The organism is Listeria innocua, from assembly GCF_028596125.1.
Classification (GTDB): domain Bacteria; phylum Bacillota; class Bacilli; order Lactobacillales; family Listeriaceae; genus Listeria; species Listeria innocua.
The window spans coordinates 594,890-612,939 of sequence record NZ_CP117229.1; the positions used below are offsets into that span (position 1 = coordinate 594,890).

The 18,050-nt window shown below is 36.2% G+C and carries 20 protein-coding genes; 12 read left to right on the forward strand and 8 right to left on the reverse strand.

What is annotated here, in order from left to right:
* The first annotated feature begins 88 nt into the window (after positions 1–88).
* On the forward strand, positions 89–589 hold the full coding sequence (locus tag PQQ29_RS03410; RefSeq protein ID WP_003760786.1) for a GNAT family N-acetyltransferase: 501 nt from the start codon (positions 89–91) through the stop codon (positions 587–589).
* A gap of 46 nt (positions 590–635) precedes the next feature.
* Here the strand turns inward: PQQ29_RS03410 and PQQ29_RS03415 are convergent, their stop codons facing one another.
* The 3 genes from PQQ29_RS03415 to PQQ29_RS03425 all read right to left on the reverse strand — a co-directional run bounded on the left by PQQ29_RS03415 (position 636) and on the right by PQQ29_RS03425 (position 2,910).
* Entirely contained in the window at positions 636–1,022 is a 387-nt protein-coding gene (locus PQQ29_RS03415; protein ID WP_003760787.1) for a hypothetical protein, read from the reverse strand.
* Between the two features lie 52 nt (positions 1,023–1,074).
* Positions 1,075–1,419: a magnetosome magnetite crystal formation protein family gene (locus PQQ29_RS03420; protein ID WP_003770768.1), complete on the reverse strand. Its 345-nt coding sequence runs from the start codon at positions 1,417–1,419 to the stop codon at positions 1,075–1,077.
* A gap of 150 nt (positions 1,420–1,569) precedes the next feature.
* Positions 1,570–2,910 carry an MATE family efflux transporter gene (locus tag PQQ29_RS03425; RefSeq protein WP_010990511.1) on the reverse strand — a complete coding sequence of 447 codons (1,341 nt, stop codon included), beginning with the start codon at positions 2,908–2,910 and terminating at the stop codon, positions 1,570–1,572.
* 166 nt (positions 2,911–3,076) lie between these two features.
* Here PQQ29_RS03425 and PQQ29_RS03430 point away from each other — a divergent pair, with 166 nt between their 5' ends.
* The 4 genes from PQQ29_RS03430 to PQQ29_RS03445 all read left to right on the forward strand — a co-directional run bounded on the left by PQQ29_RS03430 (position 3,077) and on the right by PQQ29_RS03445 (position 7,497).
* Positions 3,077–3,538, forward strand: coding sequence for a MarR family winged helix-turn-helix transcriptional regulator (locus tag PQQ29_RS03430; protein WP_010990512.1), 462 nt, complete (start codon positions 3,077–3,079; stop codon positions 3,536–3,538).
* A 7-nt stretch (positions 3,539–3,545) separates the two neighbouring features.
* Positions 3,546–5,270: an ABC transporter ATP-binding protein gene (locus PQQ29_RS03435; RefSeq protein ID WP_033533323.1), complete on the forward strand. Its 1,725-nt coding sequence runs from the start codon at positions 3,546–3,548 to the stop codon at positions 5,268–5,270.
* Positions 5,267–7,084, forward strand: coding sequence for an ABC transporter ATP-binding protein (locus PQQ29_RS03440; RefSeq protein WP_003770773.1), 1,818 nt, complete (start codon positions 5,267–5,269; stop codon positions 7,082–7,084). The genes PQQ29_RS03435 and PQQ29_RS03440 overlap by 4 nt, the downstream gene beginning before the upstream one ends.
* Positions 7,085–7,197: 113 nt before the next feature.
* Complete coding sequence (locus PQQ29_RS03445) at positions 7,198–7,497, forward strand: rhodanese-like domain-containing protein (protein ID WP_010990514.1); 300 nt, start codon at positions 7,198–7,200, stop codon at positions 7,495–7,497.
* 39 nt (positions 7,498–7,536) lie between these two features.
* Here the strand turns inward: PQQ29_RS03445 and PQQ29_RS03450 are convergent, their stop codons facing one another.
* Entirely contained in the window at positions 7,537–9,300 is a 1,764-nt protein-coding gene (locus PQQ29_RS03450) for a LapB repeat-containing protein (protein WP_010990515.1), read from the reverse strand.
* Positions 9,301–9,464: 164 nt separating this feature from the next.
* Positions 9,465–10,091, reverse strand: a complete 627-nt coding sequence (locus tag PQQ29_RS03455) for an FMN-dependent NADH-azoreductase (RefSeq protein ID WP_010990516.1) — start codon at positions 10,089–10,091, stop codon at positions 9,465–9,467.
* A 168-nt stretch (positions 10,092–10,259) separates the two neighbouring features.
* Between PQQ29_RS03455 and PQQ29_RS03460 the strand changes: the two genes are divergently transcribed.
* From PQQ29_RS03460 to PQQ29_RS03470, 3 genes are all read left to right on the forward strand, one after another.
* Entirely contained in the window at positions 10,260–10,715 is a 456-nt protein-coding gene (locus tag PQQ29_RS03460) for a MarR family winged helix-turn-helix transcriptional regulator (protein WP_041918421.1), read from the forward strand.
* Positions 10,712–11,653 (forward strand): NADP-dependent oxidoreductase, encoded by a 942-nt coding sequence (locus tag PQQ29_RS03465; RefSeq protein WP_010990518.1) that lies wholly within the window; start codon positions 10,712–10,714, stop codon positions 11,651–11,653. Before PQQ29_RS03460 ends, PQQ29_RS03465 begins: the two co-directional genes overlap by 4 nt.
* 94 nt (positions 11,654–11,747) lie before the next feature.
* Entirely contained in the window at positions 11,748–12,281 is a 534-nt protein-coding gene (locus PQQ29_RS03470) for a GNAT family N-acetyltransferase (protein WP_010990519.1), read from the forward strand.
* On the opposite strand, the gene PQQ29_RS03475 is transcribed toward PQQ29_RS03470, so the two are convergent.
* Positions 12,278–12,520 carry a hypothetical protein gene (locus tag PQQ29_RS03475; RefSeq protein ID WP_010990520.1) on the reverse strand — a complete coding sequence of 81 codons (243 nt, stop codon included), beginning with the start codon at positions 12,518–12,520 and terminating at the stop codon, positions 12,278–12,280. The two genes, PQQ29_RS03470 and PQQ29_RS03475, sit on opposite strands and share 4 nt — an antisense overlap.
* Before the next feature lie 107 nt (positions 12,521–12,627).
* On the opposite strand from PQQ29_RS03475, the gene PQQ29_RS03480 reads away from it, so the two are divergent.
* Positions 12,628–14,379: a glycerophosphoryl diester phosphodiesterase membrane domain-containing protein gene (locus PQQ29_RS03480; protein ID WP_010990521.1), complete on the forward strand. Its 1,752-nt coding sequence runs from the start codon at positions 12,628–12,630 to the stop codon at positions 14,377–14,379.
* A gap of 41 nt (positions 14,380–14,420) precedes the next feature.
* Here PQQ29_RS03480 and PQQ29_RS03485 read toward each other — a convergent pair whose 3' ends face one another.
* The gene (locus tag PQQ29_RS03485) at positions 14,421–14,921 is read right to left on the reverse strand and encodes a DUF5067 domain-containing protein (RefSeq protein WP_041918364.1); all 501 of its coding nucleotides are present in this window, start codon (positions 14,919–14,921) and stop codon (positions 14,421–14,423) included.
* A gap of 79 nt (positions 14,922–15,000) precedes the next feature.
* Positions 15,001–16,152: a serine/threonine-protein kinase gene (locus PQQ29_RS03490; RefSeq protein ID WP_187984016.1), complete on the reverse strand. Its 1,152-nt coding sequence runs from the start codon at positions 16,150–16,152 to the stop codon at positions 15,001–15,003.
* 105 nt (positions 16,153–16,257) lie between these two features.
* On the opposite strand from PQQ29_RS03490, the gene PQQ29_RS03495 reads away from it, so the two are divergent.
* The 3 genes from PQQ29_RS03495 to PQQ29_RS03505 all read left to right on the forward strand — a co-directional run bounded on the left by PQQ29_RS03495 (position 16,258) and on the right by PQQ29_RS03505 (position 17,997).
* Entirely contained in the window at positions 16,258–16,713 is a 456-nt protein-coding gene (locus PQQ29_RS03495; RefSeq protein WP_003765745.1) for a hypothetical protein, read from the forward strand.
* A 55-nt stretch (positions 16,714–16,768) separates the two neighbouring features.
* Positions 16,769–17,161, forward strand: coding sequence for a DUF1398 domain-containing protein (locus PQQ29_RS03500; RefSeq protein WP_010990524.1), 393 nt, complete (start codon positions 16,769–16,771; stop codon positions 17,159–17,161).
* Positions 17,162–17,256: 95 nt separating this feature from the next.
* Positions 17,257–17,997: a sulfite exporter TauE/SafE family protein gene (locus PQQ29_RS03505; protein ID WP_003770794.1), complete on the forward strand. Its 741-nt coding sequence runs from the start codon at positions 17,257–17,259 to the stop codon at positions 17,995–17,997.
* Positions 17,998–18,050 lie beyond the last annotated feature (53 nt).

Genomic DNA, 18,050 nt, shown 5'->3' on the forward strand with positions numbered 1-18,050 from the left:
TACTTAATTAGCGCATTCTTTTTGTTAAAATGGGGTAAAGTCAGATAAACTGTTTTAACAATTTGCGCAATTGGAAGGAGAATGGATCATGGATTTTCATATTAGAAAAGCGACTAATTCAGATGCTGAAGCTATTCAGCATGTGGCGACTACTTCATGGCACCATACTTATCAAGATTTAATTCCAAGTGATGTACAAGACGATTTTTTGAAAAGATTTTATAATGTTGAAACGCTTCATAATCGGATTTCAGCGACTCCTTTTGCTGTTTTAGAACAAGCGGATAAAGTAATTGGCTTTGCGAATTTTATTGAGCTTGAGAAGGGGAAAAGTGAACTTGCGGCTTTTTATTTACTACCAGAAGTGACCCAGCGCGGACTTGGTACGGAATTATTAGAAGTTGGAATGACGTTATTTCATGTGCCACTACCAATGTTTGTTAACGTAGAAAAAGGTAACGAAACAGCAATTCATTTTTATAAAGCGAAAGGGTTTGTTCAAGTGGAGGAATTTACCGAAGATTTTTACGGCTATCCACTGGAAACAATTCGGTTTAATTTGAATCATCATGCATTTGAAGAGGAATAAAAAAATGTCTATTCTAGTTGAATAATCAATTAGGATAGACATTTTTTTATTTTGTCGCAGCTTTTCCACTTGTCGATTTTCCGCCTCGTAAATAGAAGAAAATAACAGCTAGGATTGCCATAATTATTCCTGCTAAAACAGAAACACCAACAGAAATGATCATGCCAGAGACTTGAATAATGCTAAGGATGATGACTGTTACAACAACTCCGTATGCAAATCCCCATAGCGCAAATGTTGAATAGCTCGCTTTTTTGCTAAAGCCATAAAATATTTCGCCCAACGTGGAAGCGACTAAGATGACGGGAGCAGCAAAGAGAATTGCTGAAAAAACGAGCTGCGGTGTGACATTTTCATAGAGGATTGTTTCGACTAAAAGTGCAGAAAAAATACCTAAAACAAAAATCGATAAATAAGCAATAATAAAACGCATCAAAAAAACCTCCTAAAGTACACTATATTATAGCATAAATTAGGAAGTTAGCTTAACATCTAGCCCAGTTATCATCACTATGCTTTACGACACGTGTAATACCTCGAATCAAGTTGAAAATGAGTATCGATACATTAAGAAATACGATGAAAAAAACTGTAGCTAGAGCCAAAAAGTTAATAGTATCAGCACTATTTGTACTAAAAGGAACGTTATTATAAAGTAAAATCATTACAACCATCCCAGCGACAAAAGTTGTCTGTGTCAGTAAAGCCCATTTCACGTGATGACGTGTTTCTTTATCTTTATTTGTACACCAGATAATAATAGGTGCGATAACCGGGGCAAAGAAAAGGCTAAAATAACTAAGTGCGCTAATAATTTTTTTATCTAACATTTCTCATCTATCCTCTCATTTGTTTATAAGTCTAGTATAGCGGGGAAAGAGAAATGAAACCATCGAATTAGGTGACGATATTAAAATGAAAATGACAGTTTTGTCATGTATAAAAAAACGCCCCTTCGAAAAAATCAAAGAGACGTTTCTTTATATGACTGATTTTAAGGACCAAACTTTACTACGCCATCTTCGGTACATTAGAACGGCGCGAACACCTTCATCGATAATATAGGCAAGCCAAACACCGACAAGACCAAGCCCAGCGGAAATTCCAAGTACATAGGAGAATGGCAAACTAACAATCCACATAACGATAAGCCCACATATGAACGGAAAGCGGACATCACCAGTTGAGTTAAGACTACTAATGATAATAATATTGGTGGCACGTCCAAGCTCAAGGAAAATCGAAAGTAAGAATAATTCTTTCGTCATTGCAATGATTTCGGTATTTGTTGTAAATAGACTCATAATCGGTTCGGCAAATAGATAAATCGAAGCACTAACTATAATGGCAACGACTAATCCTATTTTCCAACTGCGGAGACCTTGTTTATAAGCTTTATCAATTTCTTTTGCGCCAACCGCACGGCCGATAATTATTTGCGAGGCTTGTCCGAGCGCGATAGCAAATAGTGCGACAAATTGACTAACTGTTGAAGCGTAAACTTTGGTCGTAAGTGCTTCTGTACCTAAAATAGCAATGATTGCGGTAACGACAAGTTGTGAGCCAGCATAGGATAAGTTTTCACCGGCAGAGGGAAGACCTAGACGTAAAATCGAATAAAGTAGTTTTTTGGACACTTGCTCCAATTTTTTGAAATGAAAAGTGTAACCGATGTATTTTTTTAACATCCAGATAGCTAGAACCATTCCGACAAAATTCGCGACAGCAGTAGAAATCCCAACGCCTGCCACGCCGTAATCTAAGTAAGCAAGTGGTCCGTAAAGAAATAAGTAATTACCGACAACATTGATAATACTGATTGTCACAGGGACGAGAATGGATTGTCTTACATAACCATGCGCCCGGAGAATAGGTAAAATGGATGCATGAATCGCGATAACAACTGAACTCCCACCAATAATTTCTAAAAATGGCGCGCCAACTTGGACTAAATGAGGATCAATTCCCATCCAAGTCAGGAAGTTTTTCGACATAAAAATGAAAATAATACTCATCGCAATCCCAATTAAGAAAGCGACCACTAAGCCATTTGTAATCACATTCTCGATTTCTTTATGTTTTTTCGCTCCAATCATTTGTGCGACGATAATCTGGACACCGACACTAATAAAACCATAAATAATAATCGAAATGACAAGAATCTGATTGGCAACCCCTGTCGCAGCTACAGCATCATCTGAATAATGCCCCAACATAAAGACATCAATATAACTAATCATCAGTCGTAAAAATTGCTCTAGAAATATCGGCCAAGCAAGTGTAAAAAGACTGAGACTAGCAACTTTATTCACTGAATTCAATTGTTTCCCTCCCTTCGTTTTAAATACAATTAAAGCCATTATAAGGTAATTAAAGTTAAAAGTATAGATTAATTTCAAAATAACACTAAGATATTGCTTGACAAAAAATGAATAACTCATATAATTAGTTAGGTAAACTAATCAAATGATAGAAAGAAGTGGAGAAATGTCTTCAAAAAATCAAGACTTGGGGCACTCAGTAATCAAGGCTTTCATGAATTTTAAGCATGCTGAAATAAAGAGTTTCCAAATTCCAGGTTACAGTAAATCTGAAACAAGATTTATTTTTATTTTATCTCGTGGGCTTAAAAGCAGAGGGCCAAAAATTCGTGTTTCCGATCTTGGTCACATGCTTAGAATTTCAAAACCAAGCGTCACGCAAATGATACAATCTTTGGAAGGGAAAGGGCTAATTAAGCGAGTTCAGAACCCAGAAGATAAGCGCTCGATGTATGTGGAACTAACAGAAGTCGGAGCAGGTGTATCGAAAAAAATGTTCGATGAGTTTCAAGCTAGTTTTGAAGATATGCAGGAATTTTTAGGTGAAGACGATATGAAAAAATTGATTACACTCCTAGAGAAACTTACAGATTACTTAAACACAAAATCCGAAAATAAGGAGGTATAAACCGCAAATGATGAAATTGATGAAAAGATTAAAACCTTATTGGCTGAGCATTACGGCCGTATTAGTCCTTACTTTCGGGCAAGTTATTGGGCAGCTTTTTTTACCGACATTGATGTCTAATATTATTGACAAAGGCGTTGTAAAAGGCGATACAGATTACATTTGGAGCACTGGAATGCAAATGTTACTTATATCGTTCGCTTCAGTTATTTTGTCGGTCATTGTCGTTTATCTCGCATCGAGAATTTCGATGGGATTCGGGAAAGATTTGCGCGATAAAATTTTTACAAAGGTAGAGGACTTTTCCTTACAAGAGTTTGATAAAGTAGGGACTTCTTCACTGATTACTAGAACGACGAATGACGTTGTTCAAATCCAAAATGTACTTTATATGATGATGCGATTAATGGTGATGGCGCCAATTATGCTACTCGGCGGTATTATTATGGCAGTTGGCAGGGACGCGAAATTATCGCTTATTTTTGTCGTTGTTTTACCGCTACTACTTCTACTTGTAGTTATTCTAGGTGGCAAAGCAATGCCAATGTTTAAATCACTTCAAAAGAAAATGGATAAATTAAACCGTGTTATTCGTGAAGGTTTAACCGGGATTCGGGTTGTTCGTTCTTTCAACCGAAATGAAGATGAACTGGAAAAATTTGAAGAAGCAAATGCTGACTATGCAACAACTGCAATTAAAGTCAATCGCTTGTTATCACTAATGAGTCCATTGATGATGTTACTAATGAACTTAACATCGATTGCTATTGTCTGGATTGGTTCGATTTTTATTGGTAATGGTGATATGGAAGTAGGGGACTTGATGGCGTTTATTCAATACGCGATGCAAATCATGATGTCCTTTATGATGCTTTCTGCTGTATTTATTATGATTCCACGTGCTGGAGCTTCAGCTGAGCGTATTAATGAAGTTTTAGATATGAAAGCAGAAATACTTAACCCTGAAAATCCAAAAACAAGTACACCACCAGCAAAACTATCATTTGAACATGTTACTTTCCGTTATGAAGGTGCTGAAAAACCAGTGATTGAAGATATTACATTTGAAGCAAAAGCTGGCGAAACGATTGCTATCATTGGTAGTACCGGAGCTGGGAAGTCGACTTTAATTAATATGATTCCGCGGTTTTATGATGTCGAAAGTGGCGTTGTGAAAATCAATGGAATAGATGTGCGTGAAATGGATCAATCTAAATTACGCCAAAAAATTGGACTTGTTCCGCAAAAAGCTGTGTTATTCACGGGAACAATTGCTTCCAATATGCGCTACGGAAAAGAAGATGCGACCGATGAAGAAATTTGGGCGGCGCTTCGAACTGCTCAAGCTGAGAATTTTGTATCGAAGCTTGCAAATGGTTTAGGCAGCCGCGTTGAACAAGGTGGTAATAACTTCTCAGGTGGTCAAAAACAACGACTTTCAATTGCGCGTTCACTAATTAGAAAACCAGAAATTTATATATTTGATGATAGTTTCTCAGCGCTCGATTTTAAAACCGATGCTAAACTACGCGAGGCTTTGAAAGCTGAAACAACAGAAGCCGTAACACTTATAGTGGCACAGCGGATTACTTCAGTCGTAAATTCCGATCAAATTATTGTTCTTAATGAAGGTAAAATTGCTGGAATTGGAACACATGAAGAATTGAAAGAATCAAACAAAATTTATCAAGAAATTATGAAGTCACAGCTGTCAGAGGAGGAAATCGCATGAGTGGTCCAGGTCCAGGTGGTGGCATGAGAATGCAAACAGCCGCCAAACCAAAGAACTTTAAGCAAACACTATTCCGGCTTCTTGGCTATATGAAACCTCGCTCTGTCGCAATTATTGTCGTTTTTATCTTTGCGATTCTATCCACGATTTTTAATATTTTTAGCCCGAAAGAACTCGGGAAAGCGACAACAGAAATTTTTAAAGGTGTTATGAGTCCTGAGGGAATTAACAACGATAAGATTTTCAATATATTAATGATTGTTTTAGTGTTATATCTTGGTAGTTCACTATTTAGTTTTATTCAACAATATGTGATGTCTAGTGTGGCGCAACGAACTGTGTATGACATGCGGAAGGATTTAAAAGCAAAAATGGCCCGACTTCCGCTAAAATATTATGATACACGCTCAAATGGTGATATTCTAAGTCGTTCAGTTAATGACATGGATAACATTGCGAACACCTTGCAACAGTCACTAACCCAAGCAATTACAGCGATTGTCCAAATGATTGGTGTTTTAATCATGATGCTAACGATTAGCTGGCAAATGACTTTAATCGTACTAGTAACTGTTCCAATCAGTATTATTCTAGTCGCAATTATTGCTGGTAGATCACAACGTTACTTCGGTGCACAACAACGCAACTTAGGTATTTTAAATGATACAGTAGAAGAAACTTACGGTGGTCAAACAATTATTAAAGCTTTTGGTCAAGAGAAGAAAACACTAGTAAAATTTGATGAAGTAAATGAAGATTATTTCAAAGCAGCGAAAAAAGCGCAATTTATTTCTGGGATTATGATGCCAGTAATGCAATTTGTTGGTAACTTAGGTTATGTCGGTGTCTGTGTGGCCGGCGGGATTTTTGTTACTAACGGAACGCTACAAGTTGGGGATATTCAATCATTTACGCAATATGTTCAATTGTTTACTCAGCCAATTTCAAGTGTGGCAAATATTGCTAATATCATTCAATCCACTATTGCTTCAGCAGAACGTGTTTTTGAAATGATGGATGAAGAAGAAGAAAAAGACGAAATTCCAGCTAATGTTAATCAAGTTGCTGGTGAAGAACATAGTATTGTGTTCGACCACGTGAAATTCGGTTACACTCCGGATAAACCACTTATGACAGATTTAAATATTCATGTTGAAGAAGGTCAAATGGTGGCGATTGTTGGTCCAACAGGTGCTGGTAAAACGACGATAATCAACTTGCTAATGCGTTTTTATGACGTGGATGGCGGGGAGATTCGTATGAGAGGTATCGATACACGTGATATGACCAAAGATGCTGTTCGCGAGAAATTCGGAATGGTACTGCAAGATACTTGGTTATTTAACGGAACTATTGCAGATAATATCGCATATGGTCGTGAAGGCGCAACGAAAGATGAAGTTATTGGAGCAGCAAAAGCCGCTTATGCAGATGATTTTATCCGGAGACTTCCAAATGGTTATGATACTATCTTGAACGAAGAAGGTTCAAATATTTCTCAAGGTCAAAAACAACTTCTAACGATTGCCCGCGCGATTTTATCGGATCCATCTATTTTAATTTTAGATGAAGCGACTTCTAGTGTAGATACGCGTACGGAATTAAATATTCAGCTTGCAATGGGGAATTTGATGGAAGGTCGCACAAGTTTCGTTATTGCGCATAGACTTTCAACTATTCGTGACGCCGACTTAATTCTCGTTATGAATCACGGTAGTGTAATCGAGCAAGGTACACACCAAGAATTACTTGATGCTAAAGGATTCTATGCAGACCTTTACAACAGCCAGTTTACCGGAGCTCAAGCAGTTTAATAATAAAGGCAATGTGGCTTCTTGCTGCATTGTCTTTTTTTGAGCAAAAAATTTGTTTGATTTTGGATAAGGAGGTATGGTTAATAAAGAAGAAATTGAAGAGGTGAAAATAGATGTATCAATCGATTACGGCAAATGATTTAGAACAAGAATTAAAAAACACACAGCTTAATATACTCGATGTGAGAGATGCTGATGCTTTTGTTGAAGGACACATTCCGGATGCGATAAATATTCCAATTAATGAACTACCTGAAAAACTAACGTCCCTTGATAAAGAGAAGCCTTACACAATTATTTGTTACGCAGGAGGTCGTTCTGAGCGCGCAAGTCAATTTTTAGCGGCAGAAGGATTTGACGTAACGAATGTAATGGGCGGCATGGGAGCTTTTCACGGCGCTGTAACTAAATAAAAAAAGCGAGACTTCCATTTTGAAGTCTCGCTTTTTTATTTAACTATGTTTTCTTTTGCGGAAAAAGATTACTCCGATGCCTGTTAAAATAATACCGATTAAGACAATCGTTGTTTGACTTGAGTCACCAGTGTTTGGAAGGGCTGGTTTTTCAGAAGATTTATTCTGGTTGTTTGGCGTATCATTAGAATCTTCGGATAGCACAGGATCATCATTATTATCATCATTTATAGCTGGAGTATTCGGGTCAGGATTAGGATCTGGTCCTGGTCCCGGCGGTGTTGGTGGTTCGTTTCCTAAAACAACATTTACTAGGACGGTAATAGGATCCGCTTCAACGCCATTTGAACTTACTGCATTTAATGTTACTTCATAAGTTCCGACTTGGGTTAAATCTACTTCACTATCAAAGTTACTTGTGACTGCACTGCCATCACTTGTTTTAGCTGAAATATCTTTTAGGAATTGTTGGGCAGTTTTAGTAGTATCTTTCGTGTAAGTGATGCTATTATTTGCTGTAATTACTGGTTTTTCAAGAATAGTAACAGTAACTTGTTTTGGAGCTGCTTTTAAACCAGCGTTTTCGGCATTTAATGTTACTGTGTAAACGCCTGGTTTATTAAGATCTACAACGCTATCAAAATCACTAGTAACAGGTGTGCCATCATCTGTTTCAGCGTGAATATCTGTTAAAAATTGTTCTTCTGTAACAGTTGTTTGCTCCGTGTAACTTATTGTAGAATCGCTAGTGATATTTAATGTGTGATCGATGTCAAAGTAGTGATCATACGACCCACCTGATACTGAATAACTATTGAAGCCTGGTGGTGTTTGATAAGATCCGGCGGGATTATTGTAAAGCGCATTATATTCCATTTTTGTAATAGTATCAAAGTAATCTTTTGTAATGCCGCTCACTGTAATTCCTTTATCGTCAATGCTTAATCGGCTGCCATCAATTTTAGTATTATTTAAAGTAAAATAAGTGCCAGCAGATCCAGCGTTAGTTGTAAAAGGGAACATATAGCCATCGAAATTTACGCTCCGCTGTGTCATTAAAGTAAATGGTACAAAAAGCGTTTGGTTAGCTTCATCAAAGTTTAATGAGGAGCTTTTAATTGTGCTATTGATTAAAACGGTTCTACCAACATTTTGTCCGTAAGCAGATAAGTTAAGTAATTTAGGGAATGAGTCAATCCCGCGAAAATCATTAATTCCACAAAATTGGACAAATAAGGTAGCTAAATTTGGTATGGATTTTAGTGGCATGATGTCAGTAATAGAAGGATTACTATCTAAATTTAAATAAGTTAAGTTCGGCATTTTATTAAATTTAGTTAATGCGCTATTGTCGAGCTTACCAGGGCTTAGATTTAAGTTGGTGATGTTCGTTAAACCATTTAAATCTGGTAATGAATCAGTTGTTAAGTTATTCCCATCAATACTAAGATTAGTTAGACTAGGTATTTTTGCAACTAAAGCGTAGTCTGTTACCCCCGTATTTGATAAATGTAAAAGCGTTAAATTATGCGCGTAATCAAGTCCAGTTAAATCAGTTAGGCTATTATTACTAATAGTGACGTTTGTGATTGTGTCCATTTGCGCTTCGGTAATGTCACTTGTACTTGGTTGACCTAACAGCCCATTTAAATAGCTTTTTAACACTGGGTCGGGAATGTTGACAATATCTTGCGCAGCCTTGATACCAATGTTTTCTTCTGCTGAAACATTAGCTGAAAACGGTATAATAAATGGAGATACTAAAAGAGCGCATAAGCCAATTTTGATTCCCATTCTTCGCATTAATTTATTCCTCCTCTAAGCAATATTTGTTTTATAATACCATATGGATTCTTAAAACAATTCCACTAATATGAGTGTTTTAAACCCTGAATATGTCGATATTGTGAAAAATGAGACTAAAAAATAACCGTAACAGAGGTTTCCTCCGTTACGGTTATTTAAAATTAAAAGATTTTTGCTAATTCAGCTGCTTCTTTTGCACCAGCAGAAATAATGTCTTTTGCTTGATCGGGTTTTGCGTTGTGACCTTCTACAATGACCATTTCTGGTTCAGAGATGCCGAAGTGAGCTAAAACATTTTTAACATAGTTTAAGGACATTTCAAAGCTTTGCAGTGGGCCATCGGAATAAATACCGCCGCGAGCATTAAGTAAGGCGATTTTTTTATCTGTTACTAATCCAATTGGACCGTTTGCTGTATATTTGAAAGTTTTTCCAGCTTGATTTAAATAGAATAAGTAAGTTAAAAATTGTGCTGGGATACTGAAGTTCCAAAGTGGGAACGCCATAACGATTTTATCAGCAGCTAAAAATTGATCTAAATACCCATTTGCAATATCAGCTAATCGTTTTTCTTCCGGGGTTAAAGTCTCACCAGCTACTTCTTTATGTAATCCACTCATCATTGTTACATCATAATAAGGTAGATCCGCTTCGAATAAATCTAGTTCTGTTACATTATCGTCCGGATGGGACTTTTTGTATTCAGCTAGGAAAATTTCGTATAGTGCCACGCTGACTGAGCGTTCGGCAGGTAAACCATTTGCTTTTATGAAAAGTACGTTTGTCATTACATCTTGCCTCCATTTTTTTTGAATTATCTATTAAGTGTAGCTCATTTTGGCTATTAACGGCAAGTATATTGCTTACAAAAAATTAGCCACTAATATTTGAGCAGATATTTTGTGATTTAAAAAAGGAAGCGTATAATAGTTGATATATCATTTGACATGTCAACTATGGAGGTGGAAATGCTGGAACCATGTACGAAACGTTCAGAACTGCTTTACCGGATGCATTTGTTATCTAAAGAAATAAGTCATGTATTTGAACAACAGACGAATATGAGTTTTACGAAAGTAGAGATTTTATTTCATATTAAACAAACGCCTGGTCAAAGTCAGAACAGATTAAAAGAAAAGCTGTATATTGATTCAGCAAGTATTACCCGTCATTTGAAGCGCATGGAAGAGCAAGGGCTTATCGTTCGTAAAAAGCAAGATGAGAATAAACGCTATACGTATTTATTTTTAACACCAGCTGGCGAGGCGGAATTAACTTCCTTACTTACGGAAAAAGAAAAATTCCAAACTGGGGCTTTAGAAGGATTTTCTGAGGATGAAGTCAGTGCCTTACTTAAATCAGTCACAAAAATGATGAATAATGTAGAGAAATTGGAGGAGAAGTTAAAATGAAAGCAGTTGTAATTGAAAATTATGGTGGTAAAGAAGAGTTAAAAGAAAAAGAAGTAGCAATGCCAAAAGCGGGTAAAAACCAAGTCATTGTAAAAGAAGTAGCAACATCCATTAATCCGATTGATTGGAAGCTTCGTGAAGGATACTTAAAACAAATGATGGACTGGGAATTCCCAATTATTTTAGGTTGGGATGTAGCAGGTGTTATTTCTGAAGTTGGTGAAGGCGTGACTGATTGGAAAGTCGGCGATGAAGTATTTGCTCGTCCTGAAACAACGCGTTTTGGTACGTATGCTGAATATACAGCAGTAGATGATCACTTACTTGCACCTCTTCCAGAAGGTATTAGTTTTGAAGAAGCTGCATCTATTCCACTTGCAGGTTTAACAGCATGGCAAGCATTATTTGATCACGCAAAACTTCAAAAAGGTGAAAAAGTCTTGATTCATGCTGGTGCTGGCGGCGTTGGAACACTTGCGATTCAACTTGCAAAATATGCTGGAGCAGAAGTTATCACAACAGCTAGTGCGAAAAATCATGAACTACTTAAATCACTAGGAGCAGATCAAGTCATTGATTATAAAGAAGTGAATTTTAAAGACGTACTTTCAGACATCGATGTTGTTTTTGATACAATGGGTGGTCAAATCGAAACTGATAGCTATGATGTATTAAAAGAAGGAACAGGTCGTTTAGTAAGTATCGTTGGTATTTCAAATGAAGACCGTGCGAAAGAAAAAAACGTAACTGCGAATGGAATTTGGCTTCAACCAAACGGCGAACAACTGAAAAAATTAGGTGAACTACTTGCAAATAAAACAGTGAAACCAATCGTTGGCGCAACTTTCCCATTCTCTGAAAAAGGTGTTTTCGATGCACATGCATTAAGTGAAACTCACCATGCAGTTGGAAAAATAGTAATTTCTTTTAATAAATAAGATTTTTGGAAAGCTAGATGCTGTCATCTAGCTTTTTTTGCTGTTTGCGTGCGTAGAATGGATAGGCTATAATAGCAAAAAAGGTGGTGTCTAAATGGAAACTAGAGAGCTTAAGAACGGACAAATAATGACGATTAGAGAGGCTACAAAAGAGGATGCGAGCAATATTGTTACTTATCTGAATGAAGTAGCAGGTGAGACTGATTATTTATCCTTTGGGAAAGGCGAGTTTTCATTTAGCGTAGAAGAAGAAGCGGAATACATAGAAGAAGGGGCTAAAAACCCGGGCTCTATTATGTTATTAAGTTTTATTGAAGATGAACTTGCAAGTGTTTCTCAACTTATCGGCCATACAAAAAAGCGAGAATTACATACATGTGAGCTGACTATTTCTACCCGAAAGAAATTTTGGGGTTTAGGGATAGGGACACTTATTATGGAGGGATTAATAAAACATGCTAAAAAAACCGAGCGTTTAAAACTCGTTTACTTAGAAGCTGTTTCTGAAAACAAGCGAGCAATTAATTTGTACAAAAAGTTCGGATTTATTGAAGCTGGTGAGATTCCAGCATTAATGCAAGTGGAAGGACGGTATTTGGACGTAACAATGATGTACTTAGTTCTTTAATCCTCTACAAGAAAGGCGAGGTCATTAGCTACTTCTATATCACTAAGTTGTTTAGCAACAATATCCGCTCCAGTATTAAGAAAAATAGCCATTTGACTAAGGACGCGAAGGCTAATATCAGAAGTGCGAATATCTTTATCAATAAGTTTTTGCAAAGTACCTTCTTTTAAGCGAGTATTTGATTCAATATCATTGGTAGTAATATGTTTATTTGCTAACAATTGTTCAATCGGATGCATCATATCACCTCTTTTCGAATAGTTAACTTTATGAATTAATTATAACTAAATTTGCTTCGTTGATAAACTATAAAGCCTTGAAAATTGAACAAAAAAGGGAGAAGCAAATGAAAGATTTAAAAGACAGTTTGAAAATTTTATATCAATTTAAGACAGATTACCTAAAAGTAACATTGTTGTTGACGATCTTGCAGGCATTTGTGATTGGGCCTTTTATTTATTATTTCTTTTTCTTTATTCTTCGAGTTATCGGAGTGCCAGGGATTACAGACGCCAATCTCGGAGAAGTTTTTTCGAGTCCTGTTGCCGTTATTATGCTGCTGATTTTAGCTTTACTCATTTTACTATTTGTATATTATGAACTGGGTTTCTTTATAATGATGGCCATTTATCAATTGCGGGGAGAAAGCTATACCGTATTTAAAATCATACAAAGGCTCAATGTAAAAGCGAAATACTTTCTTAGTTATCAAGCGATTTATTTTCTGCTATATTTCTTTTTACTTTTGCCAATTGCAGGATTATCTTTACCAATTACGATAACAGAAAACCTCTATTTGCCGCATTTTATTACAGATGAATTAATGAAAACGACGACAGGCACGTGGCTATATGTTATTGCAATTGCGATTATTTTCTATATTAGCGCGAGACTCGTATTCGCATTACCATATTTTATTGAAGATAAATCACTCAAAATAAGTGGAGCTATCCGGAAAAGTTGGAAATTCTCGCAAAAGCATTTATTTTTTATGTTACTAAAATGGGTTTTAATAATTGTTGTGATTGGCTTTTTAGTATCGATTATCGCGACGATTATTATGTTACCGCTTCTCTTAGTAGAAAAAATAACTCCAGGAATTGCGGTGGTTATAGCTGGTATTACTTTAACCATACTGCAAGTGATAGGTTTCTTTGCCGCTGGGATTTTTCAAGGAATTATTGCGCAATTATTAGTGAAGAATGCCTTTGCTATTGAAGGACAACACGCTCCTGTCGCACGCAACCAGTTTCCGCATAAAAAGAGATTTATTATTGTTGCGATAATCGTTTTCATTATTTTTAGTGGTTTTAATATTTTTACAGTAAATGCGACTTTATATGAACCTAATACGAAAATAATAGCCCATCGTGGTGATACAATGAATGCTGTTGAAAATACGGTGGAAGCCATTGAATCAGCTGCAAAGTCCGGGGCGGATTATAGTGAAATTGATATTCAAGAAACCAAAGATCATCAGTTTGTTGTTTTCCATGATATGACATTGAGAAGACTTGCTGGCAGTTCTAAGCGAGTAGCAGATATGACTTTAAAAGAGTTGCAGCAAACTAAAGTGAAGAGTGGCGACTATTCATCTCATATAGCTTCTTTTGATGAAATTATCAAGACAGCGAAAAAGAATAAGATAGATTTACTCGTGGAAGTGAAGTTGCACGGCGGGGAATCGAGCGATATGGTAGAACGACTTGTCACATTGTTAAAGAAAGAAAAAGTAACTGATAAATATCTTGTTCAGTCGCTCAACCAGCCTGTTATAGAGGAAATCGAAAAAGCAGATCCGTCACTAAAAACTGGAATCATCCTAGCGCTTAATATCGGGAATTTGCCAAAGACATCAGCAGATTTTATTGTCTTAGAGGATTTCTCTATTAATAAGCGATTACTAACGCAAGCCAAACAAAATGATAAAATGGTGTTTGTCTGGACTGTTAATAAAGAAAAATTAATGCAAATGTATTTGCGGAAAAATGTAGATGGGATTATTACAAACTATCCTAAAAAAGCAATCGAACTTAGAGAATCTTTTAATGAAAATGATTCTTTGCGAAGTCGTATCGAGAATAGGTTAGGATTTTAAATAAAAAGAGCCGCAAACAGTGATTGTTTGCGGCCGATTTTTTATTTTAATTCAAATGATTTTTTGACTGTGTTTTTGCTGAAGCTGATTAATTCTTTGGCTTCTACGTCTACTTTATTTTGCGTATCTTGTAGCTTATAGTAATCGGTTATTTCTAAAGTAGCTCCAGGTTGAACATCTTTGTCTACACCGCCCATGCCGCCATCAGCGGATACGGTTGTTTCTAATTGTGTCCCATTTTGGAAAACTTGTTGATCGATGGCTACCATAAAGGAAGTATTTTCTTTACTGTTATTTGTGAATTTTGTTTTGACTGCAATTGCGTCATTTCCAGCATAGTCTTTTACTACTTCAGAGCTAAGGATTTCTACTTTATAATCGCCAAGTGTATTTGGATCTGTTTTCTTTTTTTCTTTCGTCTCTGCTTTTGCTGTTTCTTTTTTCTCTGTACTTACTTTATCTTCTGTCCCACCACATGCAGTTAGGGCTAGGGCAAAAGTTATAATCCCCATTAATAGTAAAACGCGTTTTAAATTTTTCATTTTCTTCTCTCCTTCTTAATTTATCTGTATCTATTACACCATGCGGAGATAAGAAAAGTCCTATGCACCGGGCATAGGACTAAGAAAAGATTTCTGTATAAATTCCATAAATCATAATACAAACAAAAATATATACGACAATACCAACTTTTCTTGTTCCTTTAGAAGAGGACTTAAGTAAAGGTAATTTGGACCAGATGCCGCATAAATTAGTAAATATAATGAAAGCAGGGAATATCAAGAAAAAATTAGCGAAAAAGTTTTCGATGTTATTCATTTTAACGCCTTCTGTTGGTGGGGTAAATAATCCAAATGCCATGAAAATATAGCCTAATACTGCAACTACCATTTTCCAAGTATGACCAGTTCTAAAGCCGGGAATATGTTTATACCAGGGAATAAAATCTTTTTCGTATTCATCTGTTGAAGTTGCCCAGTTTATTTCGTCCGCGCTGTCTTCTATGGTAGCGAAGTCGCTTAAGTCTGTTAATTCGGAAACAAAGGTAGGTCCAAGCGAATCATTTTTAATAGCGGTTCGGAATTCTTGGATGGTTTGGAAACGTTGCTCTGGGTCGAAGGATGCTGCTTGCATGGCGATTTTTTCTAGAGAAGTAGCTGTTTCTTTGTCAGGTAAATTATTTTTTCCACGTAAAAGTTCAAGCATAAGGACGCCGATGCTATAAATATCTGAACGAGCGTCGGTTTGCGAGTAGCCATATTGCTCAGGAGCAGCGTACCCGATCGTCCCGAGATTGACTGTATCTTGATTTTTTCCTACTTCAAAAACACGAGATGCATCAAAATCAATTAATTTTAAAACGCCATCACTGGAAATCATAATATTGGACGGTTTTATATCACGATGGATAATTGCGTTTGTATGAAGTTCCATCAGTGCGTCAGAAAGCATCAACATCAGTCGTGTCACTTCATCAGCATCAAAGGGCGCATTTACTTTCATTAAGTCAGCTAAGTTTTTCCCGTTGATATATTCTTCATATACAATCAGTTCGCTGCCATTTGGAATCATCACTTCAATTTTGGGTAAATAGTTACTTGATAATTTTTTAAGTTCCTCTAGTACTGGAGCGAAACTAATAGGGATTATTTTACGAACTAATAATTCGCCTGTTGCGGTATTACGCGTTAGTACGGCAGGATTTTCTTTGTTATTTAGATTATCTAATTCTTTATATTGTTCTTCTATAAAAGCAAGCGTCATTTCTCCCATTTTCTAAAATCCCTTCTACACTTTATAGTGAAATTATAGCATGAAGCATAGTAGTCGGGTACTTATTTCGTGATATAATAAAAAAAACAATCGGGGGTGTGCCTTATGGATGGGGAAAAAGAGACAAGTAAATTACTTCATGAATTAAAAAAAGCGACAAATCTACGCCAGGTTTTAGATGAAAACGAGGCGGAATTTAAATCAAGTGAAATGGTTACATATTTAAAAGAGTTATTAGTAGAGAAAAAATTAACAAAAGCTAGCGTCATTCGTGCGGCAAGACTCCATGAAACATATGGTTATCAGATTTTCAGTGGAGTTAGAAGACCTTCTCGCGACCGGACTATCGCGCTTTCTTTTGGTTTTAAGCTTTCAGGTCATGAAGCGAGTCGATTACTAAAATATACGGAATATCCACCTTTATATGCGAAAAACCGCCGAGATGCTATTATTATTTTTGCACTGGATCATGGTTATACTTTAGATCAAACCAACGATTCTTTATATGATTTGGAAGAAGCGCTTATTGAAACTTTCAAAGAGGAAAAACCGCTTATTTAGATTAATCTAGAAATCAGGTATAATAAAGAAAGACTTACTTGATTGGAGACTAGTTATGATAAATAAACAATTGATTTTACAAGCAGCAACTAGTGAAAAAAACGCTGGTGATTTCCCGAAAGTTATACAAGGTTTTAAGGAATTAGGTATTATAAAATATCAGTTTTTAGTTCAAAAAGGCGTTTATGTATTTTGGGATGAACAGGATAATATGGTAGAAGCCCAGTTAAATGGCGTTGCTATGCCTGTTTCTAAGGAAAGTTCAGCAGAAAAATTACGCGAGGCAATAAAACAAGCACAAGCGGGACGGATAGATTTTGAGAAATTTATTGAATTAGCAGGTTTGGCAGGAATCGAACTGTGGGAAGCCGATTTAACTGCAATGAAAGTGAGGTATATAGATAAGGCTAGTGAGAATTTGGTGATTGAACCCATTCCTGGCATTTGAATTCAAAAGACAATAATTTATTGTCTTTTTTTAGTACTTTTAAAAATTGGGAAATATGTTAAGCTGAAAAAGGTGAAAGAAGAGAGGTAACGAAAATGGATATGATAACATACTTTCTAATAGCGCTTAGTACGAGTGTTGTGGGGAGCTTTTTAGGTATTGGTGGCGGAGTAATACTTTTGCCGATTTTACTACTAATGGGCGTTTCTCAAGGAACTGCGGCTTTTAGTTCTGCGCTGACGGTTTTCACGATGGCGATTTTTACTTGTAGTATTTATTATAAACGGAAGCAAGGAAACGTAGGATTAGCACTAAAAATTGCTATAACGAGTATTCCAACTACTTTTCTTGGTGCAATCGTGAACCAAATGCTGCCAGAAGCGGTTTATCGTTTTATGTATGGTGCCTTAATCGTGATTTTATTACTTCTGATGGTTTGGAAAAAGAAACGCAATAATGAAAAACCTCATTTTTTAAGCAAATATCGGATAATGCCTTATTTATTTGGGGTAATTATTGGGTTTTTAGCTGGTTTATTTGGAATCGGTGGCGGGCCAATCGTTATACCAATTTTATTACTTATTTTTATGCTAAATCAAAAGACTGCCTCTGCGACTTCAAGTTATGTGACGCTACTTACTTCTCTTGCAAGTATCGGCTCCTACGCGATTGTTGGTGGAAGTGACTTTTCGATTGGTATTTATATGATACCTGGGGCAATTTTAGGCGCGCTTATTGGAACAAGGTTAAATAAACTTTTGGATGAAAAATGGATTGCTATTCTGTTTAATATTTTGCTAATAGCCCTTTTTGTTTTAAATTTAATTAGAATTTAACGAATTACAAGCTATGAAAATTAGCTTGTTTTTTGTTGTGACGCTATTTTATG